At 71.4% G+C, this 21,438-nt stretch carries 17 protein-coding genes; 14 read left to right on the forward strand and 3 right to left on the reverse strand.

From position 1 onward, the window contains the following. Positions 1-65: 65 nt before the first annotated feature. A complete protein-coding gene (gene lexA, locus ACIOHG_RS25400; RefSeq protein WP_400953961.1) occupies positions 66-791 on the reverse strand; it encodes a transcriptional repressor LexA in 726 nt (241 codons plus the stop codon). Between the two features lie 438 nt (positions 792-1,229). Between lexA and nrdR the strand changes: the two genes are divergently transcribed. Both nrdR and ACIOHG_RS25410 read left to right on the forward strand, forming a co-directional pair. Then, positions 1,230-1,706, forward strand: a complete 477-nt coding sequence (gene nrdR, locus ACIOHG_RS25405) for a transcriptional regulator NrdR (protein WP_400953903.1) — start codon at positions 1,230-1,232, stop codon at positions 1,704-1,706. Between the two features lie 218 nt (positions 1,707-1,924). Further along, positions 1,925-4,801, forward strand: coding sequence for a vitamin B12-dependent ribonucleotide reductase (locus tag ACIOHG_RS25410; RefSeq protein ID WP_400953904.1), 2,877 nt, complete (start codon positions 1,925-1,927; stop codon positions 4,799-4,801). 71 nt (positions 4,802-4,872) lie between these two features. Here the strand turns inward: ACIOHG_RS25410 and ACIOHG_RS25415 are convergent, their stop codons facing one another. Beyond that, positions 4,873-5,367: a hypothetical protein gene (locus ACIOHG_RS25415; RefSeq protein WP_400953905.1), complete on the reverse strand. Its 495-nt coding sequence runs from the start codon at positions 5,365-5,367 to the stop codon at positions 4,873-4,875. A 109-nt stretch (positions 5,368-5,476) separates the two neighbouring features. Between ACIOHG_RS25415 and ACIOHG_RS25420 the strand changes: the two genes are divergently transcribed. From ACIOHG_RS25420 to ACIOHG_RS25460, 9 genes are all read left to right on the forward strand, one after another. Then, positions 5,477-6,226 carry a hypothetical protein gene (locus ACIOHG_RS25420; protein WP_400953906.1) on the forward strand — a complete coding sequence of 250 codons (750 nt, stop codon included), beginning with the start codon at positions 5,477-5,479 and terminating at the stop codon, positions 6,224-6,226. Positions 6,227-6,292: 66 nt separating this feature from the next. Continuing rightward, entirely contained in the window at positions 6,293-7,141 is an 849-nt protein-coding gene (locus ACIOHG_RS25425; protein ID WP_400953907.1) for an SDR family oxidoreductase, read from the forward strand. A gap of 32 nt (positions 7,142-7,173) precedes the next feature. Next, a complete protein-coding gene (locus ACIOHG_RS25430; RefSeq protein WP_400953908.1) occupies positions 7,174-7,404 on the forward strand; it encodes an RNA polymerase subunit sigma-70 in 231 nt (76 codons plus the stop codon). A 1-nt stretch (position 7,405) separates the two neighbouring features. Then, positions 7,406-7,972 carry a Clp protease N-terminal domain-containing protein gene (locus ACIOHG_RS25435; protein WP_400953909.1) on the forward strand — a complete coding sequence of 189 codons (567 nt, stop codon included), beginning with the start codon at positions 7,406-7,408 and terminating at the stop codon, positions 7,970-7,972. Between the two features lie 183 nt (positions 7,973-8,155). Then, entirely contained in the window at positions 8,156-9,523 is a 1,368-nt protein-coding gene (locus ACIOHG_RS25440) for an ABC transporter substrate-binding protein (RefSeq protein ID WP_400953910.1), read from the forward strand. A 169-nt stretch (positions 9,524-9,692) separates the two neighbouring features. Beyond that, a complete protein-coding gene (locus ACIOHG_RS25445; protein ID WP_400953911.1) occupies positions 9,693-10,718 on the forward strand; it encodes a carbohydrate ABC transporter permease in 1,026 nt (341 codons plus the stop codon). After that, a complete protein-coding gene (locus ACIOHG_RS25450; protein ID WP_400953912.1) occupies positions 10,715-11,728 on the forward strand; it encodes a carbohydrate ABC transporter permease in 1,014 nt (337 codons plus the stop codon). The genes ACIOHG_RS25445 and ACIOHG_RS25450 overlap by 4 nt, the downstream gene beginning before the upstream one ends. Before the next feature lie 285 nt (positions 11,729-12,013). After that, positions 12,014-15,064 (forward strand): Ig-like domain-containing protein, encoded by a 3,051-nt coding sequence (locus ACIOHG_RS25455; RefSeq protein ID WP_400953913.1) that lies wholly within the window; start codon positions 12,014-12,016, stop codon positions 15,062-15,064. A 550-nt stretch (positions 15,065-15,614) separates the two neighbouring features. Then, positions 15,615-17,204, forward strand: a complete 1,590-nt coding sequence (locus ACIOHG_RS25460) for a DUF4153 domain-containing protein (protein WP_400953914.1) — start codon at positions 15,615-15,617, stop codon at positions 17,202-17,204. Positions 17,205-17,343: 139 nt separating this feature from the next. On the opposite strand, the gene ACIOHG_RS25465 is transcribed toward ACIOHG_RS25460, so the two are convergent. Next, entirely contained in the window at positions 17,344-18,882 is a 1,539-nt protein-coding gene (locus tag ACIOHG_RS25465; protein ID WP_400953915.1) for an MFS transporter, read from the reverse strand. A gap of 183 nt (positions 18,883-19,065) precedes the next feature. Here ACIOHG_RS25465 and ACIOHG_RS25470 point away from each other — a divergent pair, with 183 nt between their 5' ends. The 3 genes from ACIOHG_RS25470 (at position 19,066) to ACIOHG_RS25480 (ending at position 21,344) form a co-directional block, all read left to right on the forward strand. Then, positions 19,066-19,689, forward strand: a complete 624-nt coding sequence (locus ACIOHG_RS25470; protein WP_400953916.1) for a TetR/AcrR family transcriptional regulator — start codon at positions 19,066-19,068, stop codon at positions 19,687-19,689. A gap of 166 nt (positions 19,690-19,855) precedes the next feature. After that, on the forward strand, positions 19,856-20,548 hold the full coding sequence (locus ACIOHG_RS25475; RefSeq protein WP_400953917.1) for a ribonuclease HII: 693 nt from the start codon (positions 19,856-19,858) through the stop codon (positions 20,546-20,548). Positions 20,549-20,816: 268 nt separating this feature from the next. After that, positions 20,817-21,344, forward strand: a complete 528-nt coding sequence (locus ACIOHG_RS25480; RefSeq protein WP_400953918.1) for a hypothetical protein — start codon at positions 20,817-20,819, stop codon at positions 21,342-21,344. Positions 21,345-21,438 lie beyond the last annotated feature (94 nt).

Raw genomic sequence — 21,438 nt, forward strand, 5'->3', positions numbered from 1 at the left:
GTGAGACGGCGGAGGGCCCGCACCCCCTCGGGGGTGCGGGCCCTCTCGCATGCGTCCGGGCGTGTTCAGAGGCGGCGGAGGACCGCCACCACCTTGCCGAGGATGGTCGCGTTGTCGCCCGGGATCGGCTCGTACGCCGCGTTGTGCGGCATCAGCCAGATCTTGCCGTCCTCGCGCTTGAGGCGCTTCACCGTGGCCTCGCCGTCGATCATCGCCGCGACGATGTCGCCGTTCTCGGCGACGGGCTGGCGGCGGACCGTCACCCAGTCGCCGTCGCAGATCGCGGCCTCGATCATCGAGTCGCCCTTGACGGTGAGCGCGAACAGCTCGCCCTCGCCGACGAGTTGGCGGGGCAGCGGGAACACGTCCTCCACCGTCTGCTCGGCCAGGATCGGGCCGCCGGCCGCGATCCGGCCGACCAGCGGCACGTAGGAGGTGGACGGCCGGCCGGAGGTCTCCGCCGCGACCGGGCGGGCCACCTCGACCCCGCGCACCTCGTACGCCCGGGGGCGGTGCGGGTCGCGGCGGAGGAAGCCCTTGCGCTCCAGCGCCATCAGCTGGTGCGCCACCGAGGAGGTGGAGGAGAGGCCGACGGCCTGCCCGATCTCCCGCATGGACGGCGGGTAGCCGCGGCGCTGGACGGAGTCCCGGATCACCTCGATGACGCGGCGCTGACGCTCCGTCAGGCCGGCCTCGTCGGTGCGGATGCCGGGGGGGCGGCCGGGGAGGGAGCGCACGACGGGGGTGGACGCACCGAGCGGGGCTTCCTCGATCGGCTGGCTACGGCTCATGGTCGGATCCAGGCTCTCCTGGTCGGTGGTGCGCGCGGAACGCTCCTGCACCGGGATGGCGGTCTTGGCTTCGACGGTGTGCATGACGCTGGTGGCGCTGGGGGTGGACATCGCGGCGACCCTCTCGTCGGCTGGTGCTCCAACTGCCCAGCTCAACTGGCCCCCCTATCGAAAGGTTGCGCCAAACACACGTTCGAGTGAACTTATTCGAGGTCGGCTGACTTGATCAAGCCTCCGGGTGTAAGTCGATTGCGTGTTCGACTCGAACAGTCTATGGCGCCACCCCGCGCGCTGTCCCCGGAATCACCGGGTCCCTCCGGCGTGGCGCCATGCCAGCCACTAGATCTAGTGGCTAGTCTCCTCGATCGGGCACAGGTGTTGTGTTCGGGTAGAGTGGTGCGAGTCGTTCGCCGTCGGGTTGCAGGGAGGGAGTTCCAGGTGCACTGCCCCTTCTGCCGGCATCAGGACAGCCGGGTCGTGGACAGCCGGGCCAGCGACGACGGGAGCTCGATCCGCCGCCGCCGGCAGTGCCCCGACTGCGGTCGGCGGTTCACCACCGTCGAGACCGCGACCCTGATGGTGATCAAGCGCAGCGGCGTCACCGAGCCCTTCTCCCGGGAGAAGGTCATCTCCGGCGTCCGCAAGGCCTGCCAGGGCCGCCCCGTCACCGAGGACGCGCTGGCCCAGCTCGGCCAGCGGGTCGAGGAGTGCGTCCGGGCCAGCGGCAGCGCCGAACTCTCGACGCACGACGTCGGACTGGCCATACTCGGCCCCCTGAAGGACCTGGACGTGGTGGCGTACCTGCGGTTCGCCTCGGTCTACCGCGCCTTCGACAACCTGGAGGACTTCGAGGCGGCGATCGCGGAGCTCCGCTCCGGCCGTCCGGCGGCCCCCGAGCCGGTGCCCGTGCCCTAGCGGCGGATTTCGGGCGCTCGCCGGCGCTCTTTTTGCATGTCGTACGTTTCTTGCATTTCTTGCGTTGTGCGTTTCTTGCGTTTTTGCGTGATTCACCCGAGTAGTGCCCGTGTGCCGTGGCGGGGTTCGCCCCTGCCCGCGCGCGGACGGAACGAACCAGTCGTGTCCGGACTTTTCCGGGCACTTCGGGCGTTTGCCCAGGAGGAGGAGCAGGAGCAGTGACAGACACCACGAGCGGGTCCGCACGAGGGTCGAAGTCGGACAAGGCTGCCAAGGGAGCCAAGGGCCCCAAGGCCGGACTGCGGCTGGAGCGCATCCACACCACCCCTGGGGTCCACCCGTACGACGCGGTCACCTGGGAGCGCCGCGACGTCGTGATGACCAACTGGCGGGACGGCTCGATCAACTTCGAGCAGCGCGGCGTCGAGTTCCCCGACTTCTGGTCGGTCAACGCGGTCAACATCGTCACCAGCAAGTACTTCCGCGGCGCGGTCGGCACCCCGCAGCGCGAGTGGAGCCTGAAGCAGATCATCGACCGGGTGGTGCTGACGTACCGCGCCGCCGGCGAGAAGCACGGCTACTTCGCCACCCCGGACGACGCCGAGATCTTCGAGCACGAGCTGACCCACGCCCTCCTCCACCAGGTGTTCAGCTTCAACTCGCCGGTCTGGTTCAACGTCGGCACCCCGCAGCCGCAGCAGGTCTCGGCCTGCTTCATCCTGTCCGTCGACGACTCGATGGACTCGATCCTCGACTGGTACAAGGAAGAGGGCATGATCTTCAAGGGCGGTTCGGGCGCGGGCCTGAACCTGTCCCGGATCCGCTCCTCCAAGGAACTGCTCTCCTCCGGCGGCAACGCCTCCGGCCCGGTCTCTTTCATGCGCGGCGCCGACGCCTCGGCCGGCACCATCAAGTCCGGCGGCGCGACCCGCCGGGCCGCCAAGATGGTCGTGCTGGACGTCGACCACCCGGACGTCGAGGCCTTCATCGAGACCAAGGTGAAGGAGGAGGAGAAGATCCGCGCGCTGCGCGACGCCGGGTTCGACATGGACCTGGGCGGCGACGACATCACCTCCGTCCAGTACCAGAACGCCAACAACTCGGTCCGCGTGAACGACGAGTTCATGACCGCGGTGGAGAACGGCACCACCTTCGGCCTGCGCGGCCGGATGACCGGCGAGGTCATCGAGACCGTCGACGCCAAGGGCCTGTTCCGCAAGATGGCCGAGGCCGCGTGGGCCTGCGCCGACCCGGGCATCCAGTACGACTCGGTGATCAACCACTGGCACACCTGCCCCGAGTCCGGCCGGATCAACGCCTCCAACCCGTGCTCCGAGTACATGCACCTGGACAACTCCAGCTGCAACCTGGCCTCGCTGAACCTGATGAAGTTCCTCCGCGACGACGACAGCTTCGACGCCGAGCGCTTCGCCAAGGTCGTCGAGCTGGTCATCACCGCGATGGACATCTCGATCTGCTTCGCCGACTTCCCGACCGAGAAGATCGCCGAGACCACCCGCGCCTACCGCCAGCTCGGCATCGGCTACGCCAACCTCGGCGCCCTGCTGATGGCCACCGGCCACGCCTACGACTCCGCGGGCGGCCGCGCGCTGGCCGGCGCGATCAGCTCGCTGATGACCGGCACCGCCTACCGCCGCTCCGCCGAACTCGCCGCCGTGGTCGGCCCGTACGACGGCTACGCCCGCAACGCGGCCCCGCACAAGCGGGTCATGCAGCAGCACGCCGACGCCTCGGCCGCGGTCGCCCCGCTGGACGACCTGGACGCCCCGGTGTGGGCGGTCGCCAACGACACCTGGGCCGACGTGGTCCGGCTCGGCGAGCGCAACGGCTTCCGCAACGCGCAGGCGTCCGTGCTCGCCCCGACCGGCACCATCGGCCTGATGATGGACTGCGACACCACCGGCGTCGAACCCGACCTGGCCCTGGTCAAGTTCAAGAAGCTGGTCGGCGGCGGCTCGATGCAGATCGTCAACGGCACCGTGCCGCGCGCCCTGAAGCGCCTCGGCTACCAGGACGAGCAGGTCGAGGCGATCGTCGCGCACATCGCCGAGCACGGGAACGTCATCGACGCGCCCGGGCTGAAGACCGCCCACTACGAGGTGTTCGACTGCGCGATGGGCGAGCGGTCGATCTCTCCGATGGGCCACGTCCGGATGATGGCCGCGATCCAGCCGTGGATCTCCGGCGCCATCTCCAAGACCGTCAACATGCCGGAGAACGCCACCGTCGAGGACGTCGAGGAGATCTACTTCGAGGCGTGGAAGCTCGGCGTCAAGGCGCTGGCGATCTACCGCGACAACTGCAAGGTCGGCCAGCCGCTCTCGGCCAAGACCAAGACCCCGGCGGCCACTTCGGCCCCCGCCCCGGCCCCCGCGGTGGAGAAGGTGGTCGAGTACCGGCCGACCCGCAAGCGCCTGCCCAAGGGCCGCCCCGGCATCACCACCTCCTTCACGGTGGGCGGCGCCGAGGGCTACATGACCGCCAACTCCTACCCGGACGACGGCCTCGGCGAGGTCTTCCTGAAGATGTCCAAGCAGGGCTCGACCCTCGCGGGCATGATGGACGCCTTCTCCATCGCCGTCTCGGTCGGCCTGCAGTACGGCGTCCCGCTGGAGACGTACGTCGCCAAGTTCACCAACATGCGCTTCGAGCCGGCCGGTCTGACCGACGACCCGGACGTGCGGATGGCGCAGTCGATCGTCGACTACATCTTCCGCCGCCTGGCCCTCGACTTCCTGCCCTTCGAGACCCGCTCCGCGCTGGGCATCCACTCCGTCGAGGAGCGCACCCGGCACCTGGAGACCGGCTCCTACGAGCCGATCGAGGAGGACGTCGACATCGAGTCGCTGGCCCAGTCCGCCCCGCTCGCCCCGGAGAAGCCGCACACCGCGCTCCCCCTGGTCCAGCCGCCCAAGGCCCCGGCCGCCGCCGCCCACAACTCCACGGAACTCGCCGAGATCCGCCTCGGCCTGAACGCCGACGCCCCGCTCTGCTTCTCCTGCGGCACCAAGATGCGCCGCGCCGGCAGCTGCTACCTCTGCGAGGGCTGCGGCTCCACCAGCGGCTGCAGCTGACGCACCGCCACCCCGCGGGGCGCCGACCGGAATTCCGGTCGGCGCCCCGCGCCGTGTGCTTGTCCGGGCCCTCAGGGGCGGCGGGGCGGCAGACCCTCCCGGGCGCGCCAGAAGTCCGCGTCCCGGGGCTCGGCCAGCCATCCCGCCATGCGCTCGGCGCACGCTTCGAAAGCCCGGGCCAGCGGGACGTCGTCGTCGACGGCGAACCCGAGGGCGTCCACGTCGTGGGTGCCGTGATCGGTCTCGCACCAGCAGCCCACGTTCACCGAAGCGGTCACCTCGTGCCGGCCCTGGTCCGTCCAGCCCACCTGGAGCAGGAACTCCAGCCAGTCGCTCACCCCGGCCGGCCGGACGACGTCCAGCAGGAGGATCACCCAGGTCCGGGACTGCGGACCCGTGAAGACCGCGTGCTCCGGTGCCCACTCCCACACCGCTGCGGCGCCCCGGGGCCGAGCCGCGTCAACGGTGCGGGCCGAGTGCTCCAGCGATTCGACGGCGGCAGCGGACAGCCGGGGAAACAGCGCGCGCACGGGAACGCGGTCGAAAGTGCCTCGGTCCATGGACATGGGTCGATCATCCGGCCGGTCGGGTCCCGTCGACAAGGAGCCTCCGCCCCGAAGCGCGCGGGCCGGAAAACCGGTGGGCACCGCCATGGGCGCGGGGCACAATGCCCCGGTGGATGAGACACCGAGGAACCGGTTGGAGCTGCGGGTCGGGGAGCGCCCGGTGCGGGGGCGGCCGGAGCTCCGGTTCCTGGTCGACGGGCGGGATCTGCTGACCACCGGGTTCGACGGGCACTACTTCGCTTCACTGTCGGGCCCGCATCCGACCTTCCTGCTCGGCCCGTACAGCCCCCTGCTGCCGGGCCCCGGGCCCCGGGAGGTCCGCCTGCAGATCCTCGGGTGCAGCGAGGACTGCTGCGGCGCGCTGTACGTGACGATCCGCCGGGAGGGCGACACCGTGCACTGGGACGGGTGGCGCAATCCCGTCACCCCGGCCCCGGAGCTGCCCGGGTACCGGTTCGACGCCGGGACGTACCTGGCGGAGGTCGAGCGGGCAGGGGAGGGGGTCGAGCACTGGCCCGCGCGGAGCGTCGCCCGGCTGCTGGAGGTCGAACTCGGGTGGCGGGCGGGGGCGTTGGCCGACCGTCGGTGCGGGATCGACTTCATCAGTACCGCGCCGTCCGAGCCGGACCTGGTCACGGTGGTCTTCCACCACCGGCCCGCCGGGCAGTACGTCGACGGCCGGCCGTGCGAGGTGCAGCTCCAGGTCGGGTTGGTGGTGCCCGAGGGCGACCCGGCCGTGCTGGCCGCCGGCTTCGCGGACCGCTTCACCGTCGGGGACCCGACCCTCGGGGCCGAGATCTGCGGCGGCACCTGGAACTACGCCGAGCGGATCGGGGAGACCTGGCCGCTGCCCGGGTAGCCGCCCCGTTCCCCCGGGTGCCCGGGTCGGGCTGCCGGGGGCGGGGGCGCGGGGCAGGCTGGGGGAGTGGCGGAGCACTGGGGCGAGGAGACGCGGCCGATACTCGTGACCGGCGGGACGGGGACGCTGGGGCGGGTGGTGGTGCGCCGGCTGCTGTCGCGGGGGTGCCCGGTGCGGGTGCTGAGCCGGCGGGCGCACACCCCGGGTGAGCACGGCTGGGCGGTCGGGGACCTGCTCACGGGGCGCGGGCTGGACGCCGCGCTGGCCGGGGCCCGGGCGGTGGTGCACTGCGCGACCACCCACGGGAAGCGCGACGTGGACGCCACCCGCCGGCTGGTGGAGGCGGCCCGTGCGGCCGGGACGGAGCACCTGCTGTACGTGTCGATCGTCGGGGTGGACGAGGTGCCGCTCGGTTACTACCGGGCGAAGGCGCAGTGCGAGCGGCTGGTGGCGGAGTCCGGGCTGGGGTGGACGGTGCTGCGGGCCACCCAGTTCCACGACCTGGTGCTGCGGCTGCTGGACGGCCTGTCGAAGGCGCCGGTGCTGGTGGTGCCGCGCGGGGTCGCCTTCCAGCCGGTGGACGTACGGGACGTGGCGGGGCGGCTCGCCGACCTCGCGGAGGGCCCTCCGGCCGGGCGGGCGGCGGACTTCGGCGGGCCGCAGGTGCGGCCGGTGGAGGCGCTGGCGGCGGAGTTCCTGCGGGCCCGGGGCCGGCGGCGGCCGGTGCTGCGGGCGCCGGTGCCGGGCGGTGCGGCGAAGGCGCTGCGGGCGGGCGGGAACCTGGTGCCGGGCCACGGGGCGGGGCATGGAGCGGGGCACGGGGCGGGCCTTCCGGCGGGTCGGATCACCTTCGAGGAGTTTCTGGCGGAGCGGTTCGCGGACCGGCCCCCGCACCGTCGCGTCAACCAGGGTTGACGCGACGGCTGCTGTCAACCTATGTTGACAGCATGAGCGAGACGAGACAGCTCGCGGCCGACGCGAGCAGCGGCGACCCGGCCACCGGCCTGCGCGCCGTCCGGGCGCTGCGCGACCTGGCCGACCGGCTGGAGGAACTCCAGGTCGGCAACGCCCGCGGCAAGGGCTGGTCCTGGCACGAGATCGCAGTCTGCCTGGGCGTCACCCGGCAGGCCGTGCACAAGAAGTACGCCCGGCGCACCACCGAACGGGGAGGGGACTGAGATGTTCGAACGATTCGCCGAGGCCGCCCGACGGGCCGTCACCGACGCGGCCGCCGAGGCCCGTCGGATGGGGCACGACCACCTGGGCACCGAGCACCTGCTGCTCGGCATGCTGGCCCAGCCGCAGGACCCGGCCGCCCTGGTGCTGGGCCGGTTCGGCCTCGACCCGGAGGCCGGTCGGCGGGCCGTGCTCCGGCTGCGGGGCGGCTCCGGGGCGGAGCGGGACGGCGCTGCGCTGGCCTCGATCGGCATCGACCTGGACGCCGTCCGCGCGGCCGTCGAGGCCTCCTTCGGCCCGGGGGCGCTGGACGGGCCGGTGCCCGGACGCCGCCCGCGCCGGGGCGGGCCCCGGTTCACCGCGCACGGTCGCGGGGCGATGGCGCTCGCGCTGCGCGCGGCCACCGGCCTGAAGGCCCGCCGGATCGAGGCCGGCCACCTGCTGCTCGGGGTGCTCCGGGAGGGCGGCGGGACGGGCGTCCGGCTGCTGCGGGCCGAGGGCGTCGACCTGGTGGAGCTCGAACGGGCCCTGGAGGCAGCGTTGGTGGGCGGTCTGCCGCGGGCCTCTTAGCACGGCCCGGTCACAACTGGGGTGCTGCCCGATGAAGGTCGAACGCGCTCCTTGGCGTGGGGGTACCGGTGGGTTAACGTCTTTGAGCCAGCGATCGCTGGGTACAGATCCACATCTCCGGTACCGCGCAGTGTTGTTCCGCCCTATGGCTGGCATGTCCATGCCCTGGCAAGGAGGATCGCATTGACCACCCCCGTGACCACTGGACGCCGCCGGCTGCTCGCCGTGCCGGCCGTTCTGGCACTGGCGTTGACAGCCGCCTGCTCGAACAGTTCCTCCTCCGGCGGCGGGGGTGGCGGATCGGCCGCCGCGCTGACCGGTGACTGCGCCAAGTACCAGGCGTACGCGGGCCATTCCGGCACCAAGGTGTCGATGTACGCGTCGATCCTCTCGCCGGAGTCGGACTCGCTGGAGAAGTCCTGGGCCGACTTCAGCTCCTGCACCGGCATCAAGATCGTCTACGAGGGCTCCAACGACTTCGAGTCCCAGCTCCCGGTCCGGGTGGCCGGCGGCAACGCCCCCGACCTGGCGATCATCCCGCAGCCCGGCCTGCTGGCCCAGATGGTGAAGACCGGCAAGGTGGTCAAGCCGCCGCAGCAGACCGTCGACAACGAGAACAAGTGGTCGCCGGTCTGGAAGACCTACGGCTCGGTCAACGGGACGTTCTACGCCGCGCCGATGAGCGCCAACATGAAGTCGCTGGTCTGGTACTCGCCCAAGGCGTTCAAGGCCGCCGGGTACGAGGTCCCGAAGACCTGGGCCGACCTGATGGCGCTCAGCGACAGGATCGCCAAGGCCGGCGGCCCCAAGCCCTGGTGCGGCGGCATCGGCTCCGGCACCGCCACCGGCTGGCCCGCCACCGACTGGCTGGAGGAGGTCGTGCTCGGCTCCTACGGCGGCGACGTCTACGACCAGTGGGTCGGTCACAAGGTGAAGTTCTCCGACGAGAAGATCACCACCGCGATGAAGACCGTCGCCGACTGGATGCAGAACCCGGCCTGGGTCAACGGCGGCTTCGGCGACATCAAGTCGATCGCCACCACCACCTTCCAGGACGCCGGCACCCCGATCCTCAGCAACAAGTGCGCGATGCTCCAGCAGGCGTCCTTCTACCGCGCGCAGTGGCCCAAGGGTACGAGCATCGGGCCGGACGGCGACGTCTTCGCCTTCCCGCTGCCCGCGGTGAACCCGCAGGTCACCAGCCCGGTCGAGGGCGGCGGCGAGTTCCTCGGCGCGTTCTCCGACCGGCCCGAGGTGCAGGCCGTGCAGAACTACCTGTCCAGCTCCGAGTGGGCGAGCAGCCGGGTCAAGGTCTCGCCCGGCTGGGTCTCCGCCAACCAGGGCGTGGACAAGAGCCTGTACACCGACCCGATCGACAAGCTGTCCGCCGCCTCGCTCACCGACCCCGCGGCCACCTTCCGGTTCGACGCCTCCGACCTGATGCCCGCCGCCGTCGGCTCCGGCGCCGAGTGGAAGGCGCTGACCGCCTGGTTCGCCGAGGGTCAGTCGATCCAGAAGACCGCCGGCGACATCGACGCGGCCTGGCCGTAACCGCCACCGCGGCCGTCCTGGTCGCCACCGGGCAGCGCGGGCCGTCCGCCCGCGCTGCCCTTCGCCGTCCGCCTCCGGCCGTCCGCTCCTGGTCGTCCGCCTTCTTCCGTCGCCCGTCGCCCGCCATCCGTCGTCCGCCCTTCGCCGTCGCCCCGTGGAAGGACCCCGCATGCCCACCGATCCCCGGCCCGCCGGGTCGGCGCTGCAGCTCGCCGACTCGCTGTGGCAGGACGCGGCGATCAAGTTCGGCAACACCGCCGGCGCCGTCCTGGGCTTCCTCGGCCTGCTGCTGGTCGTGTTCTACGCAGCCGGCCGGGCCACCGGCCGCTTCTCCCGGCCGCTCGCCATCGTGCTGATGCTCGGCCCCGCCGTCCTGATGCTGCTCACCGGCCTGGTGGTGCCGCTGCTGCGCACCGTCTGGCTGAGCTTCCTGGACGCGGACGGGGCCGCCTTCGTCGGCGGCCGCAACTACGGCTGGGCGGCGACTAGTTCGCAGATCCACAGCGTGCTGCTGAACACCCTGTTGTGGCTGGTGGTGGCCCCGCTGGCGGCCACCGGGCTCGGCCTGCTGCTGGCCCTGCTGGTGGACCGGATGCGCGGCCAGGCCGTCTACAAGTCGCTGATCTTCATGCCGATGGCGGTCTCGCTGGTGGCCGCCTCGCTGATCTTCAAGCTGGTGTACGAGTCGCGCGGCCCCGGGCAGAACCAGGTCGGCCTGCTCAGCCAGCTCGCGGTCACCCTCGGCTGGGACGACCCGCCGAACTGGATCCTGTCCCAGCCGCTGAACAACTTCCTGCTGATGGCCGCGATGGTCTGGGTGCAGACCGGCTTCGCCATGGTGGTGCTGTCCGCCGCGATCAAGGCCATCCCGGACGAGATCACCGAGGCCGCCCGGCTGGACGGCGCCTCCGGGGTGCGGCTGTTCCGGCACGTCACCGTGCCGATGATCCGCACCACGCTGGTCGTGGTGCTCACCACCATCATGATCATCACGCTGAAGGCCTTCGACATCGTCCGCACCATGACCGGCGGCAACTTCGGCACCCAGGTGCTCGCCAACGAGATGTACTCGCAGAGCTTCGAGCAGTACAACACCGGTCGCGGCAGCGCCCTCGCGGTGATCCTCTTCCTCGCGGTGGCCCCCCTGGTGGTCTACAACATCGCCCTGCTGCGCAAGGAGCGTGCGACCCGATGAGCGCCCTCGACAAGACTCCCGGCGCGGACTCCGGTGCCGGCGCGGGCTCCGGTGTGGAATCCGGCGCCGGTACCGTTTCCGGCCGGGCGGCCCGTTCCGAGCTGCCGCCGGCCAAGGCCGTCCGCCGGGCGTTCAGCTCCCCGCTGGCCAGCGCCCTGGTGGTGGCCGTCACGGTGCTGTGGACCGTCCCGACCGTCGGCCTGCTGGTCACCTCGCTGCGGCCGAAGGGGGACGTGGCCTCCACCGGCTGGTGGGAGGCGTTCGTCCATCCCGACCTCGGGCTGGAGAACTACCGGGCGGTGCTGTTCGACAACACCTTCGGCACCTCCGGCGGCCTGATGCCGTACCTGGTGAACTCGGCAGCGATCGCCGTCCCGGCCACGGTCTTCCCGCTGGTGCTGGCCGCGATGGCGGCGTACGTGCTGGCCTGGGTGCGGTTCAGGGGCAGCGACACGCTGTTCTTCCTGGTCTTCGCCCTGCAGGTGGTGCCGCTGCAGATGTCGCTGATCCCGCTGCTGCGGCTGTTCTCCAGCGGCGCGCACCTCGGCTCGGTGACGGTGGTCCCGGCGCTGAACCTGCAGGACAGCTACCTGCCGGTCTGGCTGACCCACACCATGTTCGCGCTGCCGCTGGCGATCTTCCTGCTGCACAACTTCATCGCCCAGCTGCCGCGCGACCTGATGGAGGCGGCGGTGGTGGACGGGGCCTCGCACTTCAAGATCTTCCGCTCGATCGTGCTGCCGCTCAGCGCCCCGGCGCTGGCCTCGTTCGCCATCTTCCAGTTCCTGTGGGTGTGGAACGACCTGCTGGTCGCGCTCACCTTCGCCGGCGGCAAGCCGACCGTCGCGCCGATCACCTCCCGGCTGGCCCAGCTGTCCGGCTCCAACGGCAGCCGCTGGGAACTGCTCAGCGCGGGTGCCTTCATCTCGATGGTCGTCCCGCTGGTGGTGTTCTTCGCGCTGCAGCGGTACTTCGTCCGCGGGCTGCTGGCGGGCTCGGTGAAGGGCTGACGGGGCGTTAGGGGCGGGGCCTTGGCGTCAAGGGTTGAACGCACGGGCCTCCGGATCTTTGAACGTGTCCGGACAAACAGGTCGGATGCGGAGCGTTCGCGTTCGAGTTGGCCGGAACTCATGGTTGTGATGTGAGGGTTCTGCGGACGCGCCGGGGTCGGAGCCGGTAGGACGGAGGGCGGCACTTCTGCCGTTCATCCGGTCATCCGACCTTGGGGGGTTGGCGTGAGGATCAGAAAACGCATCGCCGGGCTGCTCGTGGCCCTGGTCACGTCCGTGGGACTGATGGTGGCACCCGCGGCGCACGCGGCCACCGCAGTCCTCGGCAACAACACGGTGGGCAGCGCCACCGACTCCGGTGACTCCAACTACATCAACACCTCGCGCTTCGTGACGGGGGCCAGCGGCGGCACCGTCACCAGCGTGAGCGTCTACGTGGGCGCCGTCGGCTCCACGCCCAACGACCAGTACCAGGTCGCCGTCTACAGCGACGTGGCCGGCAAGCCGGGCGCGCTGCTCGGCAACTCCGCCTCCGGTACGCTGACCGCGCACGCCTGGAACACCCTGCCGGTCGCCGCGACGCTCGCGCCGAACACGCCGTACTGGCTGGCGTACAACTCCAACGGCGTCTCCGCCGCGGTCAACAACCTGAACTACTCGACCGGCGGCCAGAGCGGCTACTCCACCGGCGGCACCGCCTTCGGCACCTGGCCGAGCAGCTTCGGCGCCGTCTCCACCGGCAACCTGAACTACTCCATCTACGCCACCTACACCCAGAGCGGCAGCGGCGGCGGCACGCCCGGCAGCGGCCCGGGCAACGAGGGCCCGATCCTGCTGATCACCAACTCGGCCAACCCGTACACCACTTACTACGCCGAGATCCTCAAGGCCGAGGGCCTGAACTACTACAAGACCGTGGACATCAGCGCCGTCACCGCGACCATGCTGAACTCCTACGACGTCGCGCTGCTCGCCGAGAACACCCTGACGGCGGCCCAGACCACCCTGTTCACCACCTGGGTCAACGGCGGCGGCCGCCTGGTCGCGATGCGCCCCGACAAGCAACTGGCCGGCCTGCTCGGCCTCACCAGTACGCCCGACACGCTGGCCGACTCCTACCTCAAGATCGACACCACCGCGGCGCCCGGTACCGGCCTCACCTCCGATACCATGGGCTTCCACGGCACCGCCGACAAGTACACCCTGAACGGCGCCACCGCCGTCGCCACCCTGTACAGCGACGTCGCCGTAGCCACCACCAACCCGGCCGTCACGCTGCGCACCGTCGGCTCCGGCCAGGCCGCCGCGTTCACCTTCGACCTCGCCAAGTCCGTGATCCAGACCCGCCAGGGCAACATCGCCTGGGGCGGCCAGCAGCGCGACAACGTCGACGGCATCGAAGCCAGCGAGATGTTCTTCGGCACCGGCGGCCAGCTGAACTGGAACAACCTGGACAAGGCGCAGATCCCGATCGCCGACGAGCAGCAGCGCCTGCTCGCCAACCTGATCACCACCATCGACGCGGGCAAGAAGCCGCTGCCGAAGTTCTGGTACTTCCCGCGGGACGTCAAGGGCGTCGTCGTGATGACCGGTGACGACCACGGCATCGGCGGCACCACCGGCCGCTTCGACGGCTACGTCGCGCAGAGCCCGGTCGGCTGCAACGTGGCCAACTGGGAGTGCGTGCGGGCCTCGTCCTACATCTACACCGAAGACCCGATGACCGACGCCCAGGCCAAGGCCTACTCCGACCAGGGCTTCGAGGTCGGCGTCCACGTCACCACCAACTGCACCCCGTGGGGCACCCCCGCGAACCTGCAGAGCATCTACGCTGCCCAGATCGGCGCCTGGAAGGCCAAGTACACCTCGCTGCCCAACCCGGACAGCACCCGCACCCACTGCGTCGAGTGGGACGACTGGTCGACCCAGGCCAAGACCAAGCTGGCCAACGGGATCCGCCTGGACACCGACTACTACTACTACCCCGGCAGCTTCGTGCAGGACCGGCCCGGCTACTTCAACGGCACCGCCCTCCCGATGAAGTACGCGGACACCGACGGCAGCACCATCAACGAGTACCAGGCCACCACCGAGCTGACCGACGAGTCCGGGCAGTCCATGCCGGGCACCGTCAACACCCTGCTCGACAACGCCTACAACTCCAAGGGCTACTACACCGTCCTGACCGCCAACATCCACACCGACTACGCCGCCTCCACCGCGTCCGACCAGGTCATCGCCTCGGCGAAGGCGCACGGCGCCCCGGTGGTCTCCGGCCGGCAGCTGCTCAACTGGCTGGACTACCGCAACGGTTCGGCCTTCTCCGGGCTGTCCTGGAGCGCCAACACGCTGAGCTTCAGCATCACCGGCGGCGCCAACGGCCTGCGCGCCATGGTCCCGGTCAACTCGGCCGGCGGTACCCTGACCGGCATCAAGCAGGGCACCACCCCGGTCACCTACCGGATCGAGACCATCCACGGCATCTCGTACGCCTTCTTCGACGGCAACGTCGCCTCCTACACCGCGACCTACGGCACCGACACCGTCGCGCCGACCGTCACCGGCTCCGTCCCGGCGAACGGCGCCACCGGCGTCTCCGCCACCGCCCCGGTGAAGGCCTCCTTCAGCGAGCCGGTCCAGGCGAGCACCGTCAACGGCACCAACGTCACCCTGAAGACCACCACCGGCGGCGTCGCGGTGGCCGGCACGGTCGCGCTGGACGGCGCCACCAACACCGTCACCTTCACGCCGAGCGCGGCGCTCTCGCTCAGCACCGGCTACACGCTGAGCGTCGCCAACGTGAAGGACCTCGCGGGCAACACCCAGGTCGGCACCTACACCTCGGCCTTCACCACCGCCGGCGCCCCGCCGCAGACCATCGGCAACAGCGCCGTCGGCACCCAGCTCGACGACACCAACTCCAACCACCTCAACGGCTCCAAGGTCACCACCGGGGCCTCGGCGATCGCGCTCACCTCGCTCAACGTCCACGTCGGGCAGACCAGCGCCGCGCCGAACAACCAGTTCCAGATCGCGATCTACAGCGACAACGGCGGTTCGCCGGACGCCCTGCTGGCCACCTCCTCGGTCGGCACCCTGGGCGCCAACGCCTGGAGCAGCGCCCCGATCACCTACACCCTGGCGGCCAACACCACCTACTGGGTGATCTACAACTCCAACGGCATCAGCTCCACCGTCAACAACATGCACTACAGTTCCGGCCCGGCCGGTTCGGGCGTGTACAGCAACGCCTCCGTCCCGTTCGGCACCTTCCCGGCCAGCTTCGGCACGGCCGTCAAGGACAACCTCGTCTACTCCCTGTACGGCACCTACTGAGCCACCGTCACGGGACCCGCGCCATCCGGCCCGGCCCCCGTGACGGCAGATCAGTGACCCCTTCCGGTCCCGCTCCGGGACCCGGCCGCCGGGGCGGTTTGTGTCACAACTCTGTGACCGAGTCGCCCCGGCGGCTTTTTGAACCTGTTCAGAAATGCCGTTCCGGCTCTAGAGTCCTCCCGAACGACCAGTCGTACGACTGGCCGAAAGCCGTCGTGCGCGCATTTTCTGAGGGGGCCTCATGTCGCAGTCGTCCGATCCGGGCAGACAGCCGAATCCGGCGGAGGGCGGCAACCCGTTCGCGCCGCCGACCGCCCCGCGCAAGCCCGCGGGGCAGCAGCCGCCGAAGCCTGCGGCGCCGCAGTCCGGCGAGGGGCAGTCCGGCGAGGGGCAGCCTGTGGTGGGTGCGCCCGCAGCGGGTGTGCCTGCAGCGGGTGCGTCTGCCGGGGAGCGGGGTACGGGGTCGGGGCCGGCCGGTGGTGCGGGGGCGGTCGGGTTCGGCAAGGTACCGCAGTCGGGCGTCCGGGGCGAGGGACTGCCGCCCGGCGCGATGGGCGGGGTGGGTGCCGCGGCGGCGGCTGGGGCGAGGCCCGGAGCAGCGTACCCCTACCAGTACCGGCCGCCGACGCCGCTGCCCGAGCCGGACTGGCTGCGGCTCAGCACGGCCCGCCCGGCCGCACCCGCCCGGCTGCGAGTGGTCGGGACCGCGATCGGGACCGGACTGCTCGCCGCGCTCGTGCTCGGTGACGGCCTCGGCGCCAACCTGCTGCTGTGCACGCTGGTCGGGGCCGTCGGCGCGGCGATGACGGCGCTCGGCACCGGACGGACCGTCAAGCCCTGGCACAGCCTCTTCGCACTGGCGGTGCTGCTGCTCTGCCTGGTGCCCGCCGTCAGCGGGGCCGGTGGCGCGGAGGCGCTGGCCGTGGTCGCCGCGGTCTGCGTCGCCTCGCTGGTGCTGCACGGCGGGAGCCGCTGGCCCGGCGTGGCGCTCGGCGCGCTGGGCGTGTGGGGTCACCTGCTGCCCGGACTCGTCTGGGGCATCGCCTCCCTGAAGAAGCATCGATTTCCGGCCAAGGGGCGGGTCGCCCCGGTGGCCAAGGCCGTCGGCGTCTCGCTGGTGCTGCTGATCGTCTTCGGCTCGCTGTTCGCCGGAGCCGACTCCACCGTCGCCGACCTGCTGGACAGCCTCGTCCCCTCGGTCGACGGCGGGGAGGTCCCGTTCCGTGCGCTGCTGTTCTTCGTCGGTCTGGTGGCCGCACTGGGTGCCGCGCACACCGCCGCCGCGCCGCGCCGCTGGGACCGCGTCAACACCCCGGTCGGCAAGGAGCGCGGACGGCTGGAGTGGGCGATGCCGCTGGTCGTGCTGAACCTCCTGTTCGGCACCTTCGTGGTGGTGCAGCTGGTGGTACTGGTCGGCGGCTACGGCTCGATCATGCGCCGCACCGGGATGACCCCCGCCGAGTACGCCCGGCAGGGCTTCTGGCAACTGCTCTGGATCGCCGTTCTCACGCTCGTGGTGGTCGCGTTCGCCAAGTACTGGGCGCCGCGCAGCAACGAGGGCGACCGCCGGCTGGTCAAGGTGCTGCTCGGGCTGCTGTGCACGCTCACCCTCGTCGTCGTCGGCACCGCCCTCGTCCGGATGAGCCTCTACATGGACGCCTTCGGTCTGACCCGGCTGCGCGTCAACGTCGCCGCCGTGGAGATCTGGCTCGGTCTGGTCTTCCTCCTGGTGCTGTTCGGGTCGGTGCTCTCCACCCGCCGCTGGTTGCCGCGGGCCGTGGTGCTCAGCGCCGCCGTCGCCATCGCCGTTTTCGGCCTGCTGCGCACCGACAACCTGATCGCCGAGCAGAACATCGACCGGCAGCTGGGCGGCAGCACCCGACTCGACGTCCGGTACCTGAGCACCCTGTCGGTGGATGCGGTGCCCGCCCTGGACCGGCTGACCGGTGACTACCGCACCTGCGCGCTCCAGGAGATCGCCGCGGACCTGAACGACGAGCCGGCGCCGCCGTGGTACGCGATCAGCTACGCGGAATCCCGGGCCCGGGAGATCCTCGCCGAGCGTCCGGTGGTCATCGACCGGGGCGCGGCGTGCAACCGGGTCGCCCCGCTCTACGGCAACCGATGGGGTTCGGAGTAGGGATCGGGTTCGGGGACAGGGGCCGGTCGTCCGGCCGACCGGGGGATCGGTCGGCCGGACGGTGGTGAGTGGGTGCTCCTTCGGTAGGACGGAGGGAGGGGGTTGGGGGATGGTGCTGGTCGGTGCCGATGAGGCGCCGTCAGACCGCCAGGCCTGCCGGGGCCTCGCTGGGGAGGTCGCCGGGCTTGGCCCTGACCACGAACAGAGCCGTCAGCAGGGCCACCGCCGCGAACGCGACACCGACCACGAAGGCGTGCGAGACGGCGTGGGTGAGCACCTCGTCCGCCCACCGGCTGCCGGGCGGGAAGCTCTGATGCTGCTGGGCGTACTGCAGCTCGGCCGGGCTCGCGTGCGAGAGGAAGTCCGGCTGCTGGTGGGCGCCTTCGGAGGTCGCCGCCCTGGCGAACACCGTGGTGAGGATCGACAGGCCCACCGAACCGCCGATCTGCTGCACCGAGTTGAGCAACCCGGATGCTGCGCCCGTCTCGTGGGCCGGTACGCCGGCCACCGCCATCAGCATCACCGGTACGAAGATCAGGCCCATGCCGAGGCCGAAGGTCACCGTCGGGCCGAGCACCCCCAGGGCGTAGCTGCTGTCGACGCTGGTCTGCGTCAGCCAGCCCAGGCCGATCGTGACCAGCACGGCGCCGCCGGCCATGAAGGGCTTCGGGCCTATTCGGGCTTGGAAGGCGGAGGCGATCTGGGCGGCGACGATGATGGCCGCGCTGATCGGCAGGAAGGCGACGCCGGCCTTGAGCGCGCTGTACCCGAGGACGCGCTGCACGAACAGCGTCACGTAGAAGAAGATGCCGAACATGGCCGCGGCCAGGCAGAGCATCATCAGCAGGCCGCCGGTACGGTTCCGGTCGCGCAACAGCCGCAGCGGGGTGATGGGTTGGGCGGTGCGCTGCTCGATCACCACGAAGGCCGCCAGCAGCAGCACGCCGGCGGCGAAGGACCCGATCGTCACGCCGTCGCCCCAGCCGGCCTTCGGGTCGGCGGCGTGGATGAACCCGTACACCAGGCTGACCACGCCGAGGGTGGAGGCGAGCGCGCCCGGTAGGTCGAAGGTGCCCGCATGCCGCTCGGACTCGTTGATGTACCGCGGCGCGGCCCAGGCGATCAGGGCGGCGATCGGCACGTTCACGAAGAAGACCCAGCGCCAGTTCAGGTACTCCGTCAGCACGCCGCCGGCCAGCAGGCCGATCGCCGCGCCGGAGCCGGCCACCGCCGAGAAGACGCCGAACGCGCGGTTGCGCTCCGGGCCCTCGCGGAAGTTGGTGGCGATCAGGGCGAAGGCCGTCGGTGAACAGATCGCCCCGCCGATGCCCTGCAGTGCCCGGGCCGCGAGCAGCATGCCGCTGTTCGCGGCGAAACCGCCGAGCAGCGAGGCCAGCCCGAACAGCAGGACACCGGTGATGAAGACCCGGCGCCGGCCCAGGATGTCCCCCGCCCGTCCGCCGAGCAGCAGCAGGCCGCCGAAGGTCAGCGTGTAGGCGTTGATCACCCAGGACAGGTCGGTGGTGGAGAACTTCAGCGCGTCCTGGATGTGCGGGAGTGCGATGTTCACGATGGTCGCGTCGAGGACGACCATGAGTTGGGTCGCGGCGATGACCGCGAGCGTGACGCCCTTGCCGCGGCCGCGGCCGGGCCCGGGCGGAGCGGATTTACTGAGCATGTCGGAGATAGCCACTGGTGTGCCCCCTGCTGTCTACTGCTGCTGGCCACGTGCTGTCCGGCCTTGTTCCGGCCGTTGTTCGGTAAGGTGCTCGACGGTGCGAATAGTGAACGACCGCGTTCACTGTCGAGGACGATAGTCGGCGCCGATAGTGAACGCAACCGTCTTTTAGGGTGGATGACGATGGATCAGTTGGACCGGCGGAGCTCGGCCGACGGCCCGGCCGAGGGCGTGCCGCAGCGCAGGCGCGGGAAGGCACTGGAGGCGGCGATCTTCGAGGCCGCGCTGGAGCAGCTCACCTCCGGCGGTTTCGCCCGGATGACCATGGAGGGGGTGGCCGGCGCCGCCCAGACCGGCAAGGCCGCGCTCTACCGCCGCTGGGCCTCCAAGGCGGACCTGGTGATGGACGCGCTGGCCGCCGCCATGCCGCCGCCCACCGACATCCCCGACCTCGGTTCGGCGGAGGCCGAACTGCGGTACGTCATCGCGGCCTACGTCGCGGTGATGGGTTCGCCGATCGGCGCGGCGGTCCGCAGCCTGATGGGTGAACTCGACCACGAGCGCGCCGAGTTCTTCAAGGGCTTCCTGCACGACCGGGTGGTCGGGCCGACCACCGAGGGCATTCTCGGCATCCTCCGGCGCGGCGAGGCCCGGGGCGACGTCCGGCCGGGCGCGGCGGTGCCCGCGGTCGCGGACGTGCTGCCCGCCATGCTGCTGTACCGCGCCAAGTTCTGCGGCGGCCTGGTCGACGAGGCCTTCGGCGCCGACCTGTTGGAGCAGATCCTGTTGCCGATGATCCGGCCGTGAGGCGGCGGCCGGCCGGAGGGCGGGGGGAGTGCTCCCGCGTCCGGCCGTCCGGGGCAGTTCAGGGCGGTCCGGGGCGTCGTCGCGGCGGCGTAGGCTGAACGGGGTCGGAGGTCCTGCCGCGCGAGGCCCCGGCCGGACCAGCCCGCCGTTGCGAAGGACCGCGTCGATGCCGTACGACCCCCCGACCCACTCGGTCGAGCGCTCCCTGCGCCGGGCCGGCGCCCGCCTGGTGGTCGGGCTGGACGAGGTCGGCCGGGGCTCCTGGGCGGGCCCCGTCATGGTCGGCGCCGCCGTCACCGGGCTGCGCCGCCCGCCGGAGGGGCTGACCGACTCCAAACTGCTCACCGAACGGCGGCGGAACGCGCTGGTCCCGGTGCTGGAGGAGTGGGTGACCGCCCACGCGATCGGCTCCGCCTCGCCGCAGGAGTGCGACGAGCTCGGCATGACGGCCGCGCTGCGGCTGGCCGCCGTCCGCGCGCTGGAGGCGCTGCCGGTGGAGCCCGACGCGGTGATCCTGGACGGCAAGCACGACTACCTGGGCGGGCCGTGGCGGGTCCGCACGGTGATCAAGGGCGACCAGTCCTGCGTCTGCGTCGCGGCCGCCTCGGTGCTGGCGAAGGTCCGGCGGGACGCGCTGATGGCCGAACTCGGCGCGGACCACCCGGCGTTCGGGTTCGCGGAGAACGCCGGCTACCCGTCGCCGACCCACCGGGCCGCGCTGGAGGAGTTCGGCCCGACCGAGCACCACCGGCTGTCCTGGTCCTACATGGACGCGCTGCCGCGCTGGAGCCACCTGAAGCGGCAGCGGACGTCGCCCGAGGGGGACGGGGTCGGCGAGCAGCTCTCGCTCGGCTTCTGACGGAACGGTCCCGATCGCTCCCGTCGACCGGGCGGCCGTCCCCGATTCCTGACGGTTCGTCAGCATTCACTCCCCGGTCACCGGACCGTGGCCGTACCGGGGTGCGGGGCACGCCACACTCCCAACAGGTGGGGTGCCCGTGCGCATCCGACCGGCATTTGATAGGAATCCGGGTATGCCTGTCTTCCCCGAGGAGCCGGAGATTCACGAGACGATCCCGGGCCCCGGCGTTCCCCTGCCCCACACGTCGGACGCACCTGCCCACCGCATGTCTTCATCCACTGCCGTCGCCGCTCAGGTCCCGGGCCCCCGCCCTGGCCCGCCGCGCCCCGCACCGCCCCGTGCGGACCGTCCCATTCCCGGTCCCCGGCCCGCACCCCGACCCAAGCCCGGTCCCGCGCCGCGCCCGCGCCCCGCGGTTCCGACCGTCCAACTCCTGCCCGCGGCCGCGGCCGAGGCGCTGGACCGCGCCGACGAAGCGGTCGACGCGCTGCTGGAGTCCGGCCGTCGCCCCGGCGACGTGCTGGTGCTGACGGTCGCCGAGGCGCACCCCTGGCAGCAGCACGAGCTGAGCTTCGGCGAGGAGCGCTACTGGGCGCAGTTCGCCGACGGCGGCGACGTGTTCTACGCCGATGCCACCGCCCCGCGTCCGCTGCGCCGCGACGTGGTGGTGCTGGTGGTCAACGGCGGTGCCGCGGACCGGATCGCCAGCGCGGCGCGCGCCGCGCTGGAGCGGGCCGCGAAACTGCTGGTGGTCTGCGGCGACACGGAGGTCGTCGCCCCGCTGTTCGCCTGACGGCCGGTCCGTTCCGTCCCGTCACCGCAGTTCGTCGGGCCGTGGCGCCCGTGGCGTGCCGGTGTCGGTACCGGGGCCGAGGTGTGTCCTCGGC

This window comes from Kitasatospora sp. NPDC088134 (assembly GCF_044741705.1).
In the GTDB taxonomy this organism is placed as follows: domain Bacteria; phylum Actinomycetota; class Actinomycetes; order Streptomycetales; family Streptomycetaceae; genus Kitasatospora.